Genomic DNA, 17044 nt, shown 5'->3' with positions numbered 1-17044 from the left:
TGCCCGTGGCCCCGTCGTCAGTCTGGCATCCTGTCCCGTGGGGCCCGGCGGGAGAGTGCGTCTGGGAACGGCGCGGTGCCGTGGAAAACAAAAGAAAACGCGCCGAAGGCGCGTTTCCCGAAAAACTTAGCGGCGCAGGCCGAGGCGCTTGATCAGCTCCTGGTAGCGGGCGGCGTCTTTTTCATTCAGGTAGTCCAGCAGCTTGCGGCGCTGTGCCACCAATTTCAGAAGGCCACGACGCGAGTGGTTGTCCTTCTTGTGAGTCTTGAAGTGCTCGGTGAGCGTGGTGATCCGCGAGGTGAGGATGGCAACCTGAACTTCGGGCGAACCGGTGTCGCCTTCCTTGGTTGCGAAGTCCTTCATGACGCGGGCTTTTTCTTCAACAGTAATCGACATCGGGGTCTCCTTGAACAAGAGGGTGAAGGCACAAGCCGGGATGTCGTCCAGCAGAGCCCATGGAGAGAGCACCCACCCGAACACCGGGCGGATGCGCGCGTATAGGGGAAAAGCGGGGCGTTGAAAAGGGGCAGCGTTGCCGGGCGGCGCCGCGCGGGCGCGCGGCACGACATGTTCCCCACCCCCGGCTTGCGCCGCGGGCGGGGCGCCGCCCGTGGCCGCCAGGCGCCCCGGATCTGCGGCGGGCTTGTGGTAATGGCGAAGGGCATTTGGCTGAGAGATCCGCGGTCATTCCGCGGATCATGGCAAGCCTTGGGCAAGTCGGCCCCCGCCTCAAGGGCAAGCGGGCGTTGCCCGCGCGTGCCGCGCCCTTGACCCGGCGGCCGACTCACCCGGTGGCGGGCCAGGGGATCAACTGCTGGGCGTAGGAAATATAAAGCGGGTGTTTCGGGTGACCCGCCTTGCTGAGGCCGAGGTGATGGGGCGCGACGCCGGTGGCGCGGATCAGCGATTCGACCGCCGGGCCGCGATCCAGATGCGCGCCGTGGGTGCCCCAGGCGCAGATCACCTTGTCGGCCCAGCCGCAGCCTTCGGCGATGGCGGAGTCATTGGCCGGGCCCACCGGGTCGGCCTGCGCGCGCATCTCGCGCGGGTCGGTGGCGCGCCAGGCGAAGATGTTGGTGACCTGGAAGGCGCCGAAACCCAGGGCGCGGGCGCGTCGCTCGCAGCGTTCGACGGTGGGGTCGTTCTGCACCTCGGTGGCGGTCGAGGGGTTCAGCATCACGAACAAGGCCCGCGCGCCCTGCGGATCCCAGGTGCGGGTCAGGCTGTAGCGATAGCGTTCGCAGTCGGAATAGACGGCGGTAGAGGCGGCATCGCCCTTCAGGTGGCTGCGTTCGATCATGGGCCCGTCTTGCGCGATTGCCGGACGGGCCGCAAGCCGGTCGTCTAGCGCGGCGCGACGGCGCAGCGATAGAGGTGCCAACTGGCATGGCCGAGCACCGGCATCACCACGATCAGCCCCAGAAACAGCGGCAGCGAGCCGAGGACGAGAAGCCCCGCCACGATCGCGCCCCAGGCCAGCACCGGGCCGGGATTGGTGCGGGTGACGCGCCACGAGGTGACCAGCGCCATCGGCAGGCCGGTATTGCGATCCACCAGCAGCGGGACCGAGACCACCGCCAGCGCCAGCACCAGGGCTGCGAAGACCGCGCCCACGGGGATGCCCAGCAGGATCATGCCCCAGCCGGCGTTGGTGCCCAGAACCTGCGCCAGGAACCCGGCCTCGGTCGGGGATTGTGCGCCCAGCGTGATCTGCCAGATCATTCCGGCCACCAGCATCCAGATGACGAAGATCGCCATCAGCAGACCGCCAAGCGCCAGGATCGGCGCCATCGACGGCGAGCGCAGGGGGGTGAGCGCATCGCTCCACCGCGTCGGTTCGCCGGCCTCGCGGCGGCGGCTGAGTTCATAAAGCCCGGTGGCGGCCACCGGTCCGACCAGGGCAAAGCCCGAGGCCATGGGGAACAGATAGGGCAGCAGTTCCGTATTGACCGCGATCAGCGCCAGCATCACGCCGATCAGCGGATAGATCACCACCAGCGCCAGCACGTCGCTGCGCAAGGCCATGAAATCCTCGAACCCCGTGGCCAGCGCGGCCAGCAGATCATCATAGGTGATCTGGCGCACCTGTGGCGGCTCGGTTTCGCGCCCGCCCATGCGGCGGGCGGCTTCGGCCATATGCGATCCGGCCGCACCCGCCGCATCGGCGGTCCATGTCAGGGGGTTTCCGATTGTCTTGACCATTTGCGTTCCTCCGGTGCGGGCCTGTGGGAACGTCGTCAGGTATAGGCCTGCGGCGGAGCGCGGCGAGACCCGGATGGCCGCGCGCTGTGCCTTCAGTCTAGCGCAAATGGCACCCGGTGTCGCTCACAGTGGCGCGAGCGGCGGGCAGGGTCACGGCAGGTTGAAGACCCGTGTGGGGTGCAGTTCCCCGGCACGGTAGATGCCCACGGCCACCGGCTGACCGTTGCACGACGCCCAGGCTTCCTCGCCGTACTCGGCCCCCTGGTTGACGCGGCCGGGATTGCCGTGACGCAGGCGGGTGGCGGCCTCGGGCGCGCAGGGCAGTTCGGGCAGGTCGGCAAGACCGGTTTCCAGCGGCAGCAGGTAGCGGTCGAGCGCGGGATCCTTCGCCTCGGCCTCGATCTGCGCCATTGTCAGGCCATCCTCGGCGTCGAAGGGGCCGGACCAGACCCGGCGCAGCTCGCGCACATGGCCGAGGCATCCCAGCGCCTCGCCCAGATCACGGGCGATGGCGCGCACGTAGCCGCCCTTGCCGCAGACCATTTCCAGGGTGACGTGATCGGCGTCCTCGCGGGCGACGCGGGCCAGGCTTTCGACAAAAAGCGGCCGCGCGGCCAGTTCCGGCGTGTCGCCGTCGCGGGCCAGTTTATAGGCGCGCTGGCCGTCGATCTTCACCGCCGAGTACAGCGGCGGCACCTGCTGGATATCCCCCACGAATTGCGCCAGCGCGGCGTCGATCTGGCCGTCATCGGGGCGCAGGTCCGAGGTCGCCAGAACCCGGCCTTCGGCATCGTCGGTATCGGTGGCCACCCCCAGCCGCACGGTGAAGCGATAGGCTTTCAGCGCATCGGTGATATAGGGTACGGTCTTGGTGGCCTCGCCAAGCGCCACGGCCAGAACGCCAGTGGCTTCGGGATCCAGCGTGCCTGCATGACCGGCCTTTTTCGCATCGAAGGCCCAGCGGATCTTGTTGACCACCGCGTTGGAGGTGATCCCGGCGGGCTTGTCGATGACCAGCCAGCCCGAGACGTCGCGTCCCTTCTTTCGACGTGCCATGGTCTCAGTCGTCCGGCTTTTGCAGGTCGCGCTGGACCGTCTCGCTGGAGAACAGGCGGCGGGTATCGTCCATCCGGTCGAAGGTGTCATCCAGCAGGAACCGCAACTCGGGTGCGTATTTCAGGGTCAGACCCTTCGAGACCTGGCGGCGCAGTTCATGCGTGTTGCGGCGCAGGGCCAGAAGCGCCTCTTCGGCATTTTCGCCGCCCAGGGGCAGGACAAAGGCCGTGGCGATCTTCAGGTCCGGCGAGGTGCGCACCTCGCCCACGGTGATCGACATGCGGTTCAGGTCGGGATCATGCACGTCGCCGCGCGTCAGCACATCCGACAGGGTGCGCCGGATCAGTTCGCCTACGCGCAATTGCCGCTGCGAGGGGCCGGCGCCATCATGATGCTTGTTTCGTGCCATCGGCGCTATCTAGGGGATCGGATCGGCTGCTGCAACAGGCTTTGCCAAGGGCGTCGGGGAAAGGTAACAGGGGCGGGACCATGAAAAGAAGGATGATGCGAGATGTCGGAAAGCTGCGCGATCGTGGTGATGGGGGTGTCGGGCCGGATGGGCCGGATGCTGGTGCAAACCGTGCAGGACAACCCCAAGACGCATCTGTGCGGCGCAGTCGAGCGTCCGGGCCATGACTGGATCGGCCGCGACCTGGGCGCGGCCCTTGGCGGTGCGGCAACGGGCGTGGTGGTGACGGATGATCCGGCAGAGGCGCTGGAAGGGGCCGATGCGGTGATCGATTTCACAGCACCTGCGGCCACCGTTGCGCTGGCGAAACTGGCGGCCGACAAGGGCGTCGTGCATGTGATCGGCACCACCGGCATGACCGAGGCCGATATCGCCGCCGTGGACGCGGTGACCGACCGGGGCGTCGTGGTCCGCGCCGGCAACATGAGCCTTGGCGTGAACCTTCTGGTGCAATTGACAAAGCAGGTCGCCGCCGCACTGGACGAAGATTACGACATCGAAGTGATCGAAGGCCACCACCGGCACAAGGTCGATGCGCCTTCGGGCACCGCGCTGATGCTGGGGCAGGCCGCCGCAGACGGGCGCGGCGTCGATCTGGACGAGGCCAGCGACCGGGGCCGGGACGGCATCACCGGCCCGCGCGAACGCGGCAAGATCGGCTTCCATGCCATTCGCGGCGGCGACATCATCGGCGAACACGACGTGCTGTTTGCCGCCGATGGCGAACGCATCACCCTGCGCCACGTGGCCTCGGACCGGTCGGTCTTTGCGCGCGGGGCGGTGAAGGCGGCGCTGTGGGGGCGGGGCAAGGAATCGGGTCACTATTCCATGCTGGATGTGCTCGGGCTGGGGTGATCCAGCCACGGGTCTGTCGCGTATCCCTATAAAGCAGGGAGCGTGCCATGCCATATCGTGTCTTCGCCTGGATCGCCGGGGTAAGTGTCAGCCTTGTTGCCACCGCCGCCGTGGCGGATTTTTCCCGGATCACTGACAAGCGCACCTTCGCCGAGATGGTCGCGGGCCGGCAATTGACCCGCCTGGGGATCGAATTGACCGTGACGCCGGGCGGCAACATCCGCGGTTCGGCCTTTGGCAAGCAAGTCTCGGGGGCCTGGGAGTGGCAGAACGGCTATTTCTGCCGCGATCTTGTCTGGGGTGAGCGCGACCTGGGGTTCAACTGTCAGGAGGTTGCCCTGAACGGACGGGCCTTGAAGTTCACCTCGGACCGGGGCGAGGGGCCTTCGGCGAGCCTGACGTTGCGCTAGGACTTTTGTGCCTCCGGCGGGAGTATTTTGGACAAGAAAAAGTGAGGGCCGCTTGGGACATGATCCGAGGGGGCATTTCAGGCGCGAATGAGTGGCGCCCGGGCTGACCAGGGCGCAAGACGTTCCGGGCATGGACAAAGGCCCGATGCTGCCCGCCGTCAGAAATCGATGGCGATGCCCTTCTTCTCCCAGTCGCCGTAGCGCACCGGTTCCGGGCCGTCGCGCCCGCCCAGTTCCGTGGGAAGTTCGGCCTGTCGGGCCTGCTTGCGGCGCTCTTCGGCTTCCTGCAGGGCGCGTTTTGCGGCCTCGGGCAGGGTGTCTGGATCGGGATGGCTCATGGGGCGTCCTTGTGGCTGACCTGTGCCTGATATACGCCAGACGTCGCAACGCTCAAGGGGGCCGGAGGGCGCAGGGGATGGCACAGGAAGACCGAAAGAGTGCCGCACCGGGCGGTCAGGCGGCCCGCAAGGCGGCCGTGGGCCTGCTGGTGGCGGTTCTGGAAGAGGGCCAGTTGCTGGCCGCGGCGGTGGATGCCGAAGGCGGACCGCTGGCCGGACTGGCGCCCGACGACCGGGCGCGCGCGCAACGTCTGGCGAGCGAGACCCTGCGGCACCTGGGACCGACCGATGCGGTTCTGAAGCCCTTCGTGCGCAAACCCCCACCGCCAGCGGCGCGGAACCTGCTGCGGCTGTCGGTGGTTGAATTGTGCCACCTGGGCGCGGCGGCGCATGGGGTGGTGGATTCGGCGGTCAGCCTGGCGGGCAGCGATCCGGCGACGGCGCGGCTGAAGGGCCTGGTCAACGCGGTGTTGCGCCGGGTGGCCGAAGACGGGCCGGAGATCTGGGCGCGGCAGCAGGCACAACGGCTGCCGAACTGGCTGCGGGGGCGGCTGCAATCGGCCTATGGCGGCAAGGTGACTGCCGCGATCGAGGTGGCACATGCGGTCGGGGCACCGCTGGATCTGACGGCGCGCGAGGCCGCAGCGCTGGCCGAGACGCTTGGCGGCGATCTTCAGCCTACGGGGTCGGTGCGGCTTAAGGGCTCGCGTCAGGTCTCGGGTTTGCCGGGGTATGATACGGGTGCCTTCTGGGTGCAGGATGCGGCGGCGGCGCTGCCGGCGCGATTGCTGGCCGCGAAGCCGGGCGAAACGGTGCTGGATCTTTGCGCAGCCCCCGGCGGCAAGACCCTGCAACTGGCCGCCGCCGGTGCGTCGGTCACGGCGCTGGATGCCTCCGAATCGCGGTTGCGCCGCCTGCATGACAACCTGCGCCGTACCGGGCTTGGGGCCGAGGTCGTGGTGGCCGATGCGCTGGCCTGGGAGGGCGGGGCCTATGACGCCGTGCTGCTGGATGCGCCCTGTTCGGCCACCGGCACGATCCGCCGCCATCCCGACCTGCCCTTCGTCAAGCAATCGTCGGACATCCGGGGGCTGGCGGATTTGCAGCGGCAGATGCTTGACCGGGCGCTGGCCTGGGTGAAACCCGGCGGGCGGCTGGTCTATTGCACCTGTTCGCTGCTGCCCGAGGAGGGCGAGGATCAGATCGCTGGGCTGCTGGAACGCACACCGGGCCTGCGGGTCGATCACGACGGCTTGAACGCCCTGCCGGGACTTGAGCCGGGCTGGCTGGGGCCGTTGGGGTTGCGCCTGCGGCCGGACTACTGGGCCGAACGCGGGGGCATGGACGGGTTCTTCATCACGCTTCTGCGTCCGGAGGCGTGAGGCCAATTGGGCGATGACAGGGCGCGCGCGCCTGCCTATGGTCCGGCGGGCGCATTGAAACGAACGGGGTTTTCATGGCGGGACTGGCCGGGGGCAAAGCCTATCGCGTGACCGGGATCGACCGGCTGCATGCCCGGCTGAGCGGGCCGATGCACCGCCGTCTGGCGCTGCGCGCCGATCCGGCCTGGGCGGTCTTTGGCCATGCCGCGCGGGGCGAGGCCCTGCTGGCCGGGCATTTCGGCCTTGGCGAACCCAGCCCCCGCCCTGGCGAGCCCATCTGGGACATTCACTGCGACGACCCGCTGCGTGAGCAGGGGCGGCAGGCGTTCCGCTGGCTGGACGATCTGGCGGCGCTCTCGGCACCGCAAGCACAGCGCGTGGCCTGCCAATGGGTGCAGATCTGGCTGAACCGCTTCGGCAAGGGGCATGGGCCGGGCTGGCACGTGGTGATCGCGGCGGAACGGCTGGACCGGCTGCTGCGCTACATGACGTGGCTGAGCACCGGGACGGACGCCGTGCCGCTGGCGGTTCTGGAGCGAACGGTCGCGCGCCACCAGCGGTTCGTGCAGCGGCGGTTGCGGCAGGTGCCGGGCGGCTTCGACGGCCTGCTGACCTGGACACGCCTTCTGACCGCGGGGGCCTGCCTGACTCAGTCCGAGGCGCTGCAGGCCAAGGCAAAGGCGGCGTTGGAGCCGCTGTGCGCAAAGCTGATCGACACCAAGGGCGGCATTCCGACCCGCAACCCCGAGGAACTGGCCGATCTTTTCGTGGCGCTGGCCATGGCCGCGCGGGCGTTGGACCTGGCGGAATTGTCACCCGGGCCGGAACATGCCGGCGCGCTGGCGCGACTGGCGCCTGTGGTGCGCGGGGTGCGGCTGGGCACCGGCGGGCTGGCACGGTTTCAGGGCGGCAGTGCCGGATGCGCGGTGACGCTGGATGCGGCGATGTCGGTGGTGCAGGGCGCACGCGGCGCAGGCCCGGCGATGCCCATGGGCTATGTGCGGCTGGTGCGCGGGCGCAGCATTGTCGTGGCCGATGTGGCGCCGCCGCCGCTGGCGGTGCCCGGCGCCGATCCCCATGCCGGGGCGCTGGGGTTCGAGATGACCTCGGGCCGCCGTCGCCTGATTGTCAATTGCGGCTCGGGCGCCGGGTTCGGGGTGGAATGGCACAGTGCTGCCCGACAGAGCGCCTCGCACAGCACGCTGATCGTGGACGGGCAGTCTTCCTGTCCGCTGGAGCCTTTGGGGCGGGCGGCGCGGCGCAGCACGGAACTGCCGGAAGATGTGGAAGTCGAATTGCATGGCGACACGCCAGATACGCATGTGGTGGCCGCCCACAACGGCTATGCCCCAGGCTATGGTCTGATTCATGTGCGGCGGCTGGACCTCGACCTGTCGGGCGGGGTGCTGCGCGGCGAGGATCTGCTGAGCGCGGTCACCGAGACCGAGAAGCGGCGGTTTTCCGGCGCCCATGACGGGCGCGGGGTGCCCTTTGCCCTGCGCTTTCACCTGCACCCGGAGGTGACCGCCCAGCAGGAGGACGGCACCGGTCCGGTGCATCTGGCGTTGCCGTCGGGGGAACGCTGGTGCTTCCGCGTCGAGGGCGCGCTGTCCTTGCGTCTTGACGCCAGCGTGTATCTGGACAACACCCGCGCCGAACCGCGTGCGAGCCGACAGATCGTTCTGGAGGGGCGGGCGCGCGACTTTGCCACGACGATCCGATGGCGGCTTGAGAAAGAGGGCGACATGCCCGATTTTCTGCGCGAGAACCCGCGCGACGGGCTGCTGGACGACCCTGTACCGGGCCCGGCCTGAAAGGACCAAGACAATGACCGACCGCGCGCCGCTGCGCTCTGCGCTGCTATCCGTTTCCGACAAGACCGGTCTGGTGGAGTTCGCCACCGCCCTGAACGCGAAGGGGGTCAAGCTGCTGTCCACCGGCGGTACCGCCAAGGCGCTGCGTGACGCCGGGCTGGAGGTTACAGATGTGGCCGAGGTCACCGGCTTTCCCGAGATGATGGACGGGCGCGTCAAGACACTGCACCCGCGCGTGCACGGCGGCCTGCTGGCCCTGCGCGACAACGATGCGCATCTGGAGGCGATGGAGAGCCACGGCATCGACCCTATCGACCTGCTGGTGGTCAACCTTTATCCCTTCGAGGCCACGGTGGCCGCCGGGGCGGATTACGACACCTGTATCGAGAATATCGACATCGGCGGCCCGGCAATGATCCGCGCGGCGGCCAAGAACCATGTCTTCGTGTCGGTGGTGGTCGATCCGCAGGATTACGACGCCCTGCTGGCCGAAATGGAAGCCCAGGATGGCGAGACCACCTATGTGTTCCGCCAGAAGCTGGCCCAGACCGCCTATGCCCGCACCGCCGCCTATGATGCTGCCGTGTCGAGCTGGATGGCCGATGCCCTGGGCGAAACCGCGCCGCGCCGCCGGGCCTTTGCCGGGACGCTGGCCCAGACCCTGCGCTATGGTGAGAACCCGCATCAGGCGGCGGCCTTCTATACCGATGGCTCCAGCCGCCCCGGCGTCGCAACGGCGCGCCAGCATCAGGGCAAGGAACTGTCCTATAACAACATCAACGACACGGATGCGGCGTTCGAACTGGTGGCGGAATTCGATCCGGCCGAGGGGCCTGCATGCGCCATCATCAAGCACGCCAACCCTTGCGGCGTGGCGCGTGGTGCGACGCTGGCCGAAGCCTATGGGCGCGCTTTCGACTGCGACCGCACCTCGGCCTTCGGGGGCATCATCGCGCTGAACCAGCCGATCGACGGGCCGACCGCCGAAGCCATCACCGAGATCTTCACCGAAGTGGTGATCGCACCGGCGGCGGATGACGCGGCGATGAGTATTTTTTCCAAGAAAAAGAACCTGCGGCTGCTCACCACTGGCGGGCTGCCGGATCTGACGGTGGCGGCGCAGACCTATCGGCAGGTCGCGGGCGGGATGCTGGTGCAGGACAAGGACATCGGGCGGATTTCGCGCGACGATCTGAAGGTGGTCACCAAGCGGGCACCGTCGGAGGCCGAGCTGGCGGATCTGCTTTTTGCCTGGAAGGTGGCCAAGCACGTGAAGTCCAACGCCATCATCTATGTCAAGGATGGCGCGACGGTCGGTGTGGGTGCGGGGCAGATGAGCCGCGTGGACAGCACCCGGATCGCCGCGCGCAAGGCGCAGGACATGGCCGAGGCGATGGGGCTGGACGCACCGCTGACGCAGGGTTCGGTTGTAGCGTCGGACGCGTTCTTCCCCTTTGCCGACGGGCTGATCACCGCCGCCGAGGCGGGCGCCACGGCGATCATCCAGCCCGGCGGCTCGATGCGCGACGACGAGGTCATCGCGGCGGCAGATGAGGCCGGGCTGGCGATGGTCTTCACCGGCATGCGCCATTTCCGGCACTGAGCCGATGCGGGGGCTGTGGAGCGCGGCGCTGCTGGTGCTGATCCTGGACCAGGCGTCGAAATGGGCGGTGGTCTGGGGTCTGAACCTGAAGGACCGTCTGGTGATTGACGTGGCCCCGCCTTACTTGCGTTTTGTGATGGGCTGGAACGAGGGCATCAATTTCGGCCTGTTCTCCGGGGCGCCCGGCGCGGCGCGCTGGATCCTGATCGCGCTGGCGCTGGCGATCTGCGCCTGGGTGATCCGCTTTGCCCGCGCCGACGGGCAGCGCCGGGTGCTTTGGGCCGCCGGCGCGCTGGTGGGCGGGGCGCTTGGCAATGTGGTGGACCGGCTACGGTTCGGCGCGGTGGCCGACTTCCTGAACATGTCGTGCTGCGGGATCAACAACCCCTTTGCCTTCAATCTGGCCGATGTGGCGGTGTTTACTGGCGCCGCGGCGCTGGTTCTGTGGGCGCGCCCGGCAAACACCCCGTGACGCGGCCCCAAAGCTGCGCTAGAGAAGGGGCCGACCCGAGATCGGAGAGTTTGTCCAAGTGACGCCCCTGCGCCTGAGCCTGCTTGCCCTTGTCGTTCTGTCCGCCTGCGGCAGCGACAACCCGGACCTGATGAATTTCGCCGCCAGCCGCACCGGCCCGGACGAATTTCTGGTGGCGCCGGCGCGCCCGCTGGAGACACCACCCGATCCCAAAGCCCTGCCAGCCCCGATTTTGGGCGCACAGAACCGCGCCGATCCCACGCCCTTCGAGGATGCGGTGGTGGCGCTTGGCGGGTCGGCCAGTGCGTTGAAACGCGGCGGCATCCCCGCCTCGGACGGCGGGCTGGTGCGCTATGCCGGGCGCTATGGCACCGATCCCACCATCCGCAAGACACTGGCCGACGAGGACCTGAAGTTCCGCCGGGACAACGATGGCCGCTTGCTGGAGCGCTGGTTCAACGTAAACGTCTATTACGACGCCTACAGCAGCATGTCGCTGGATCAGCAGGCCGAGATCGCGCGATTCCGCCGGATGGGTGTCGAAACCCCGTCGGCACCGCCGGCCGAGCTGAAACCGCGCTGATCCTGCTCACATCCTCGCGTGGTGGCTTGTACCGCGCGCGCCATGGCGTATCTGTTTGGAAACCCTGACAGGAGGCGTCATGATTTCTACCCTACGCAACATGTCGATCGCATTGGCCTGTGCTGTCGCCCTGCCCGTGGCGGCCGCCGAGGACGTGACCAGTTTCACGCTGGACAACGGTATGGAGGTGGTCGTTGTCGAGGATCACCGCTCGCCCGCCGTGGTGCACATGATCTGGTACAAGGTCGGCGCGGCGGATGAAACGCCCGGCACTTCCGGTGTCGCGCATCTGCTGGAACACCTGATGTTCAAGGGCACCGAGACCCGCGAACCGGGTGAATTCTCGGGCATCGTGCAGGCCAATGGCGGCTCCGAGAACGCGTTTACCTCGTGGGACTACACTGCCTATTTCCAGCGCGTGGCCGCCGACTTGCTGCCGCAGATGATGGAGATGGAGGCTGACCGCATGTCGAACCTGCGCCTGACCGAGGAGCAGACCGCGCCCGAGGTCAGCGTGGTGCTGGAGGAGCGCAACCAGCGCATCGATTCCAACCCGGCTGCGCTGTACCGCGAACAGGCGCGCGCGGCGCTGTACCTGAATCACCCCTACGGGCGGCCGATCATCGGCTGGCGGCACGAGGTGGCGGCCCTGGGGGCCGAGGCGGCGCTGGAGTTTTATGGAGAGCATTACGTCCCGAACAACGCGGTTCTGGTGGTGGCCGGCGATGTCACACCCGAGCGTGTGCGTGACCTGGCCGAGGCATACTACGGCCCGATCCCGCCGAACCCGGAGCTGGCCCCGCGGGAGCGCGTGACCGAGCCGCCGCATCTGGCCGCCCGGCGCATGGTGTTTGAGGATCCGCGCATCGCACAGCCCTATCTGACCCGCACCTATCTGGCGCCCGAGCGCGACAGCGGCGATCAGGACACGGCGGCGGCTTTGCTTTTGCTGGCCGATCTGCTGGGGGGCACCCCGGCGACCTCGCATCTTGGGCAGGCGCTGCAATTCGGCAGCCAGCAGGCGGTCTATACAGCCGCCTACTACCAGCCAACCTCGCTGGACGCGTCGAGCTTTTCCATCACCCTTGTCCCGGCGGACGGGGTGACGCTGGAAGACGCCGAAGCGGCGTTGGATGAAGAAATTGCGGCCTTTCTGGATGGCGGCGTCGATGCCGAACAGTTGGCGCGGCTGAAACGGCAGTACGCGGCGGATGCGATCTATGCCAAGGACAACGTGAAGGGCCGGGCACAGCAGATCGGGGCGGCGCTGACCTCGGGGCTGACGCTGGCCGATGTGGAGGCCTGGCCGGAGGTGATCCAGTCCGTCACCGCCGAGGATATCCTGGCCGCCGGACGCGCGGTGCTGGTGCCCGAGGGCTCGGTCACGGGCTGGTTGCGCGCGCCGGCGGATCCGGCGGACCTTGTGGAGGTAAGCCAATGAAACGCCTAGTCGCTGCTGTAGCCCTGTGGATCGGGGCCGCGCTGCCGTTGCACGCCAGCGTCGAGATCACCGAGGTCACCACGCCGGCGGGGTTCACCGTTTGGCTGGTCGAGGAACCGGCCATCCCGGCGGTGTCGCTGGAGATCCTGTTCAAGGGCGGCACCTCGCTGGATCAGCCGGGCAAGCGGGGCGCGACCTATCTGATGACCGCGATTCTTGAGGAAGGCGCGGGCGATCTGGATGCCCTGGGCTTTGCCCAGGCGCGCGACGATCTGGCGGCCAGTTTCGGCTTTGATGCCAGCGACGACTACGTGTCGGTCTCGGCCCGGTTCCTGAGCGACACCACGGATGAGGCGATGGCGCTTCTGGCCGACGCGCTGGCTGCCCCGCGGTTCGACGGAGATGCCGTGGAACGCGTGCGGGCGCAGGTGCTGGTGGGACTGCGCGGCGATGCCGAGGATCCCGACACCGTCGCCTCGACCGCCTTTTCCGAGATGACATTCGGCGACCATCCCTATGGCACGCCGGGGGAAGGCACGATCGACACCGTCGCGGCCCTGACGCGGGACGATCTGCTGGCCGCCCACAAGGGCGCGTTGGCGCAGGACCGGGTCTATATTGGCGCGGCGGGCGACATCTCGCCCGAGAAACTGGCGCAAGTGGTCGATGCCCTGATGGCCCGGCTGCCGGAAACCGGGGCGGCCCTGCCGCCGCCGGTTGCGCCGAACTTCCCCGGCGGCGTGCAGGTGGTGCCTTTCGACACCCCGCAATCGGTGATCACCTTTGCCCAGCCGGGGCTGGATCGTGACCACCCGGATTATTTCGCGGCCTATATCGCCAACCAGATCCTGGGTGGCAGCGGCTTCGAGGCCCGCCTGATGACCGAGGTGCGCGAGAAGCGCGGGCTGACCTACGGCATCTATTCCTACCTTCTGGGCAAGGATCAGGCCGACCTGCTGATCGGCCGCGCCTCGACCGCCAATGCACGCGCCGCCGAAACCATCGATGTGGTGCGGGCGGAATGGGAGCGCATGGCCACCGAAGGACCGACCGAAGAAGAGGTGGCGAAAGCCAAGACCTTCCTGATCGGCGGCTACCCGCTGCGGTTCGACGGCAACGCCGCCATTGCGGGGATCATGGTGGGGATGCAGGCCGGTGGCTTGCCCATCGACTATATCGCCTCCCGCAACGACCGGATGGCCGCCGTCACGGTGGAGGACGTGCGCCGTGTGGCGGGTGAATTGCTTGATCCCCAGGCGTTGACCTTCCTTGTGGTGGGCCAGCCCGAGGGGTTGGAAGCCGGCAACTGAGCGGCTGGCAGAATCGTCGGGCTCCATGCTACAGATTGTGGTATGGAGCTTGCATTGCCCAATATACCGCGTGAATCGCCCCGGATTGCCCCATTGGACGAGGCGGCGATCAACCGCATCGCCGCTGGTGAGGTGGTGGAACGTCCGGCCTCGGCGGCCAAGGAGTTGGTCGAGAACGCGCTGGATGCGGGCGCGCGGCGGATCGAGGTCGCCTATGCCGACGGCGGCAAGACCCTGTTGCGGGTCAGCGACGACGGCCACGGCATCCGGGCCGAAGATCTGCCGCTGGCGCTGAGCCGACATGCGACGTCGAAGATCGACGGCTCCGACCTGCTGAACATCCATTCCTTTGGCTTCCGGGGCGAGGCGCTGGCCTCGCTGGGGGCTGTGGCGCGGCTGACCGTCACCTCGCGTCACGGCACGGAAGACGCCGCCGAAATCTCGGTGCGCGGCGGGGCGCCGGGGCCGGTGCGGCCCGCGGCCCTGCGCAGCGGCACGCGGGTCGAATTGCGCGATCTGTTCCATGCGACCCCGGCGCGGCTGAAATTCCTGCGCTCGGACCGGGCCGAAACCCAGGCGCTGCTGGACACGCTGCGGCGGCTGGCCATGGCCGCGCCGCAGGTGGGGTTCGTGGTGCGCGACCTGTCGGGCGGCGGCGACGGGCGCGTGGTGCTGCGCGCCGACCCGGAAGCGGGCGAGGGGGCCGAGGCGTTGCTGGGCCGGTTGTCGCGGCTGATCGGCAAGGAGTTTGCTGAAAACGCGGTGCCGATCTTGGCCGAGCGCGAAGGCCACCACCTGTCGGGCTTCGCGGCGCTGCCCACCTATTCGCGGGGGGCTGCGGTGGCGCAATACCTGTTCGTCAATGGCCGCCCGGTGCGCGACAAGCTGCTGACCGGGGCGCTGCGGGCCGGGTATTCGGACCTGCTGAGCCGCGATCGTTATCCGGCGGCGGCGCTGTTCGTGTCCTGCGATCCGATGCGGGTGGATGTGAACGTGCACCCGGCCAAGGCCGAGGTGCGGTTCCGCGATCCGGGGCTGGTGCGCGGGTTGATCGTGTCGGGGCTGCGTCATTGTCTGGCCGAGGCCGGGCATCGGGCCTCGAGCACCGTGGCGGGTGCGACGCTGGGGGCGTTCCGCCAAGAGACCGGGGCGGCGGGTCCGGCGCGGCTCTATCAGATGGACCGTTCCGCCCCCGCCGCGCGGCAGATGGCGTACCAGGCCCAGGCGCCGCAGGCGGCCGTGGACGGCTTCGGCTTTGCCGAGGCGCCCTCGGCACGGGTGGAAGCGGAGCCTACGCCCGACCACGCGGATGGCGGGGAAGCCCCCGCTATCGGCTATCTGGGCGCGGCGCGGGCGCAATTGCACGAGACCTATATCGTGGCGCAGACCGCCACCGGCATGGTGCTGGTGGATCAGCACGCCGCCCATGAACGACTGGTCTACGAGCGGCTGAAAACCCAGCGCGCGCACCGCGGCGTCGCTTCGCAGGCCCTACTGATCCCCGAGATCGTGGAGCTCGGCCCCGACGATGCCGCCACCCTGCTGGCCGAGGCCGAGGCGCTGGACGGTCTGGGCTTGAGCCTTGAGCCCTTCGGCCCCGGTGCCGTTGCGGTGCGCGCCACCCCGGCGCTGCTGGGTCCGGTCAACGCCGAGGCGCTGTTGCGCGACCTGCTGGATGAATTGCGCGAAGGCGGCGCGGTGGAGACCGGCAATATCACCGCCCGTATCGACGCGGTGCTGTCGCGGATGGCCTGTCACGGCTCGGTACGGGCCGGGCGGCGGATGCAGGCCGACGAAATGAACGCTCTGCTGCGCGAGATGGAGGCGACGCCGCATTCGGGCCAATGCAACCATGGCCGCCCGACCTATGTGGAACTCAAGCTGGCCGATCTGGAACGGCTGTTCGGGCGCAGCTGATGCCTGCATTGGACCTTCCGCACTCCCTGCCGGAGCTTCTGGCGGACCCGATGGCGATGCTGGCGCTGGCCAGCGCGGCGGTGCTGGTCTTGTTCCTGCTGCTGATCCTTGCCGCCCTGCGCGCGGCGGGGCGCACTGCCCGGATGATGCCGGAGGCGCTGCGCGAGATTTCAGCCATGGGGCGCCGGGTCGAGGGGATCTCGCAGGCCCAGCAGCAGCTTTCGGGCGGCCTCAGCCATGTGGCCGAGGCGCAGGCGCGGGCGCAGGTGGTGACCCTGTCCACGGTCGAGCGACGGCTGGAGGAAGTCACCAAGTCCATGGGCGACACGCTGCACGGCACCGCCACCCGCACCGCCCGGTCGCTGGGCGAGTTGCAGCAGCGGCTGGAGACCATCGACAAGGCGCAAAGCAATATCGAGAAACTGTCCGGCGACGTGCTGGGCCTGCAGGACATCCTGTCCAACAAGCAGGCGCGCGGGGCTTTCGGCGAGATCCAGCTGCACGACATCGTCACCAAGGCCCTGCCCGCCGACAGTCACGGCTTTCAGGTGACCCTGTCCAACGGCAAGCGCGCCGATTGCGTGATCCACCTGCCGAACCCGCCGGGGCCGCTGGTGATCGACAGCAAGTTTCCGCTGGGCGACTATGAAGACCTGGTCAATGCCGACAGCGACCATGCAAAAACCGCTGCCGCGCGCAAATTCAAGACCGCCGTCCGGGGCCACATCAAGGCCATTGCCGAGCGCTATATCATCGAGGGCGAGACCGCCGAGGGTGCGCTGATGTTCGTGCCGTCCGAAGCGGTCTATTCCGAATTGCACGCCCGGTTTCCCGAGGTCGTGCGCGAAGGCTTCGACGCGCGGGTCTGGCTGGTCTCGCCCACCACCTGCATGGCCACGCTGAACACTCTGCGCGCGGTGCTGAAGGACGTGCGGATGCGCGAACAGGCCGGGGTGATCCGCAAGGAACTGGCCCTGCTGCACAAGGATGTGGAACGGCTGAGCAGCCGCGTCGGCAATCTGGATCGCCACTTCGGACAGGCCGCCAAGGATGTTGCCGACATCAAGATCTCGGCGGAAAAGGCCAGCCGCCGGGCGCAGCGCATGGATGCTTTCGACTTCGAGGAGGTCGCCGCCCCCGAGGCGGCGCCGAAACCGGACGCGGAGCCTCTGGCGGTGATCCGCTCCTGAGC

Annotated in this window: 17 protein-coding genes; 11 read left to right on the top strand and 6 right to left on the bottom strand. The window is 68.2% G+C overall.

Going from position 1 to position 17044, the window contains the following annotated elements; translation table 11 throughout:
- Window positions 1-126: 126 nt before the first annotated feature.
- The 5 genes from rpsO to rbfA form a co-directional block, all read right to left on the bottom strand.
- Window positions 127-396, bottom strand: coding sequence for a 30S ribosomal protein S15 (gene rpsO, locus AB0T83_RS14145; protein WP_193143174.1), 270 nt, complete (start codon window positions 394-396; stop codon window positions 127-129).
- Window positions 397-784: 388 nt separating this feature from the next.
- On the bottom strand, window positions 785-1300 hold the full coding sequence (locus AB0T83_RS14140; RefSeq protein WP_366193824.1) for a DUF1643 domain-containing protein: 516 nt from the start codon (window positions 1298-1300) through the stop codon (window positions 785-787).
- A 44-nt stretch (window positions 1301-1344) separates the two neighbouring features.
- Window positions 1345-2202: a DUF2189 domain-containing protein gene (locus tag AB0T83_RS14135; protein ID WP_366193823.1), complete on the bottom strand. Its 858-nt coding sequence runs from the start codon at window positions 2200-2202 to the stop codon at window positions 1345-1347.
- A gap of 150 nt (window positions 2203-2352) precedes the next feature.
- Complete coding sequence (gene truB, locus AB0T83_RS14130; RefSeq protein ID WP_366193822.1) at window positions 2353-3258, bottom strand: tRNA pseudouridine(55) synthase TruB; 906 nt, start codon at window positions 3256-3258, stop codon at window positions 2353-2355.
- Between the two features lie 4 nt (window positions 3259-3262).
- Window positions 3263-3667: a 30S ribosome-binding factor RbfA gene (rbfA, locus tag AB0T83_RS14125; RefSeq protein ID WP_366193821.1), complete on the bottom strand. Its 405-nt coding sequence runs from the start codon at window positions 3665-3667 to the stop codon at window positions 3263-3265.
- 102 nt (window positions 3668-3769) lie between these two features.
- Between rbfA and dapB the strand changes: the two genes are divergently transcribed.
- Both dapB and AB0T83_RS14115 read left to right on the top strand, forming a co-directional pair.
- The gene (gene dapB / locus AB0T83_RS14120) at window positions 3770-4582 is read left to right on the top strand and encodes a 4-hydroxy-tetrahydrodipicolinate reductase (protein WP_366193820.1); all 813 of its coding nucleotides are present in this window, start codon (window positions 3770-3772) and stop codon (window positions 4580-4582) included.
- A 47-nt stretch (window positions 4583-4629) separates the two neighbouring features.
- Window positions 4630-4992: a dihydrodipicolinate reductase gene (locus AB0T83_RS14115; RefSeq protein ID WP_366193819.1), complete on the top strand. Its 363-nt coding sequence runs from the start codon at window positions 4630-4632 to the stop codon at window positions 4990-4992.
- Between the two features lie 158 nt (window positions 4993-5150).
- Here AB0T83_RS14115 and AB0T83_RS14110 read toward each other — a convergent pair whose 3' ends face one another.
- A complete protein-coding gene (locus tag AB0T83_RS14110) occupies window positions 5151-5330 on the bottom strand; it encodes a DUF1674 domain-containing protein (RefSeq protein ID WP_366193818.1) in 180 nt (59 codons plus the stop codon).
- Between the two features lie 77 nt (window positions 5331-5407).
- Between AB0T83_RS14110 and AB0T83_RS14105 the strand changes: the two genes are divergently transcribed.
- The 9 genes from AB0T83_RS14105 to AB0T83_RS14065 all read left to right on the top strand — a co-directional run bounded on the left by AB0T83_RS14105 (window position 5408) and on the right by AB0T83_RS14065 (window position 17042).
- Entirely contained in the window at window positions 5408-6712 is a 1305-nt protein-coding gene (locus AB0T83_RS14105) for an RsmB/NOP family class I SAM-dependent RNA methyltransferase (RefSeq protein WP_366193817.1), read from the top strand.
- 74 nt (window positions 6713-6786) lie between these two features.
- Window positions 6787-8526 carry a heparinase II/III family protein gene (locus AB0T83_RS14100; RefSeq protein ID WP_366193816.1) on the top strand — a complete coding sequence of 580 codons (1740 nt, stop codon included), beginning with the start codon at window positions 6787-6789 and terminating at the stop codon, window positions 8524-8526.
- A 13-nt stretch (window positions 8527-8539) separates the two neighbouring features.
- Window positions 8540-10129, top strand: a complete 1590-nt coding sequence (gene purH, locus AB0T83_RS14095) for a bifunctional phosphoribosylaminoimidazolecarboxamide formyltransferase/IMP cyclohydrolase (protein WP_366193815.1) — start codon at window positions 8540-8542, stop codon at window positions 10127-10129.
- A gap of 4 nt (window positions 10130-10133) precedes the next feature.
- Window positions 10134-10601, top strand: coding sequence for a signal peptidase II (gene lspA, locus AB0T83_RS14090; protein WP_366193814.1), 468 nt, complete (start codon window positions 10134-10136; stop codon window positions 10599-10601).
- Between the two features lie 58 nt (window positions 10602-10659).
- Window positions 10660-11184, top strand: coding sequence for a DUF3035 domain-containing protein (locus AB0T83_RS14085; protein WP_366193813.1), 525 nt, complete (start codon window positions 10660-10662; stop codon window positions 11182-11184).
- Between the two features lie 79 nt (window positions 11185-11263).
- Window positions 11264-12625: a M16 family metallopeptidase gene (locus tag AB0T83_RS14080; protein WP_366193812.1), complete on the top strand. Its 1362-nt coding sequence runs from the start codon at window positions 11264-11266 to the stop codon at window positions 12623-12625.
- Complete coding sequence (locus tag AB0T83_RS14075) at window positions 12622-13935, top strand: M16 family metallopeptidase (RefSeq protein ID WP_366193811.1); 1314 nt, start codon at window positions 12622-12624, stop codon at window positions 13933-13935. The genes AB0T83_RS14080 and AB0T83_RS14075 overlap by 4 nt, the downstream gene beginning before the upstream one ends.
- Window positions 13936-13977: 42 nt before the next feature.
- Window positions 13978-15852, top strand: a complete 1875-nt coding sequence (mutL, locus tag AB0T83_RS14070) for a DNA mismatch repair endonuclease MutL (RefSeq protein WP_366193810.1) — start codon at window positions 13978-13980, stop codon at window positions 15850-15852.
- Window positions 15852-17042, top strand: a complete 1191-nt coding sequence (locus AB0T83_RS14065) for a DNA recombination protein RmuC (RefSeq protein ID WP_366193808.1) — start codon at window positions 15852-15854, stop codon at window positions 17040-17042. Before mutL ends, AB0T83_RS14065 begins: the two co-directional genes overlap by 1 nt.
- The last annotated feature ends 2 nt before the right edge of the window (window positions 17043-17044 follow it).

The sequence above is a fragment of the Meridianimarinicoccus marinus genome, from assembly GCF_040689105.1.
GTDB lineage: Bacteria > Pseudomonadota > Alphaproteobacteria > Rhodobacterales > Rhodobacteraceae > Meridianimarinicoccus > Meridianimarinicoccus marinus.
Note: the sequence above shows the minus strand (reverse complement) of the source record. Positions and strands in the feature narration are given on the sequence as shown.

Excerpts from the sequence above, each read along its gene's own strand:
- rpsO (WP_193143174.1), bottom strand. The coding sequence starts at position 396 with ATGTCGATTACTGTTGAAGAAAAAGCCCGCGTCATGAAGGACTTCGCA.
- AB0T83_RS14105 (WP_366193817.1), top strand. The coding sequence starts at position 5,408 with ATGGCACAGGAAGACCGAAAGAGTGCCGCACCGGGCGGTCAGGCGGCC.
- AB0T83_RS14140 (WP_366193824.1), bottom strand. The coding sequence starts at position 1,300 with ATGATCGAACGCAGCCACCTGAAGGGCGATGCCGCCTCTACCGCCGTC.
- AB0T83_RS14115 (WP_366193819.1), top strand. The coding sequence starts at position 4,630 with ATGCCATATCGTGTCTTCGCCTGGATCGCCGGGGTAAGTGTCAGCCTT.
- truB (WP_366193822.1), bottom strand. The coding sequence starts at position 3,258 with ATGGCACGTCGAAAGAAGGGACGCGACGTCTCGGGCTGGCTGGTCATC.
- rbfA (WP_366193821.1), bottom strand. The coding sequence starts at position 3,667 with ATGGCACGAAACAAGCATCATGATGGCGCCGGCCCCTCGCAGCGGCAA.
- AB0T83_RS14080 (WP_366193812.1), top strand. The coding sequence starts at position 11,264 with ATGATTTCTACCCTACGCAACATGTCGATCGCATTGGCCTGTGCTGTC.
- AB0T83_RS14100 (WP_366193816.1), top strand. The coding sequence starts at position 6,787 with ATGGCGGGACTGGCCGGGGGCAAAGCCTATCGCGTGACCGGGATCGAC.
- AB0T83_RS14110 (WP_366193818.1), bottom strand. The coding sequence starts at position 5,330 with ATGAGCCATCCCGATCCAGACACCCTGCCCGAGGCCGCAAAACGCGCC.
- AB0T83_RS14075 (WP_366193811.1), top strand. The coding sequence starts at position 12,622 with ATGAAACGCCTAGTCGCTGCTGTAGCCCTGTGGATCGGGGCCGCGCTG.
- dapB (WP_366193820.1), top strand. The coding sequence starts at position 3,770 with ATGTCGGAAAGCTGCGCGATCGTGGTGATGGGGGTGTCGGGCCGGATG.
- lspA (WP_366193814.1), top strand. The coding sequence starts at position 10,134 with ATGCGGGGGCTGTGGAGCGCGGCGCTGCTGGTGCTGATCCTGGACCAG.
- purH (WP_366193815.1), top strand. The coding sequence starts at position 8,540 with ATGACCGACCGCGCGCCGCTGCGCTCTGCGCTGCTATCCGTTTCCGAC.
- AB0T83_RS14135 (WP_366193823.1), bottom strand. The coding sequence starts at position 2,202 with ATGGTCAAGACAATCGGAAACCCCCTGACATGGACCGCCGATGCGGCG.
- AB0T83_RS14065 (WP_366193808.1), top strand. The coding sequence starts at position 15,852 with ATGCCTGCATTGGACCTTCCGCACTCCCTGCCGGAGCTTCTGGCGGAC.
- mutL (WP_366193810.1), top strand. The coding sequence starts at position 13,978 with ATGGAGCTTGCATTGCCCAATATACCGCGTGAATCGCCCCGGATTGCC.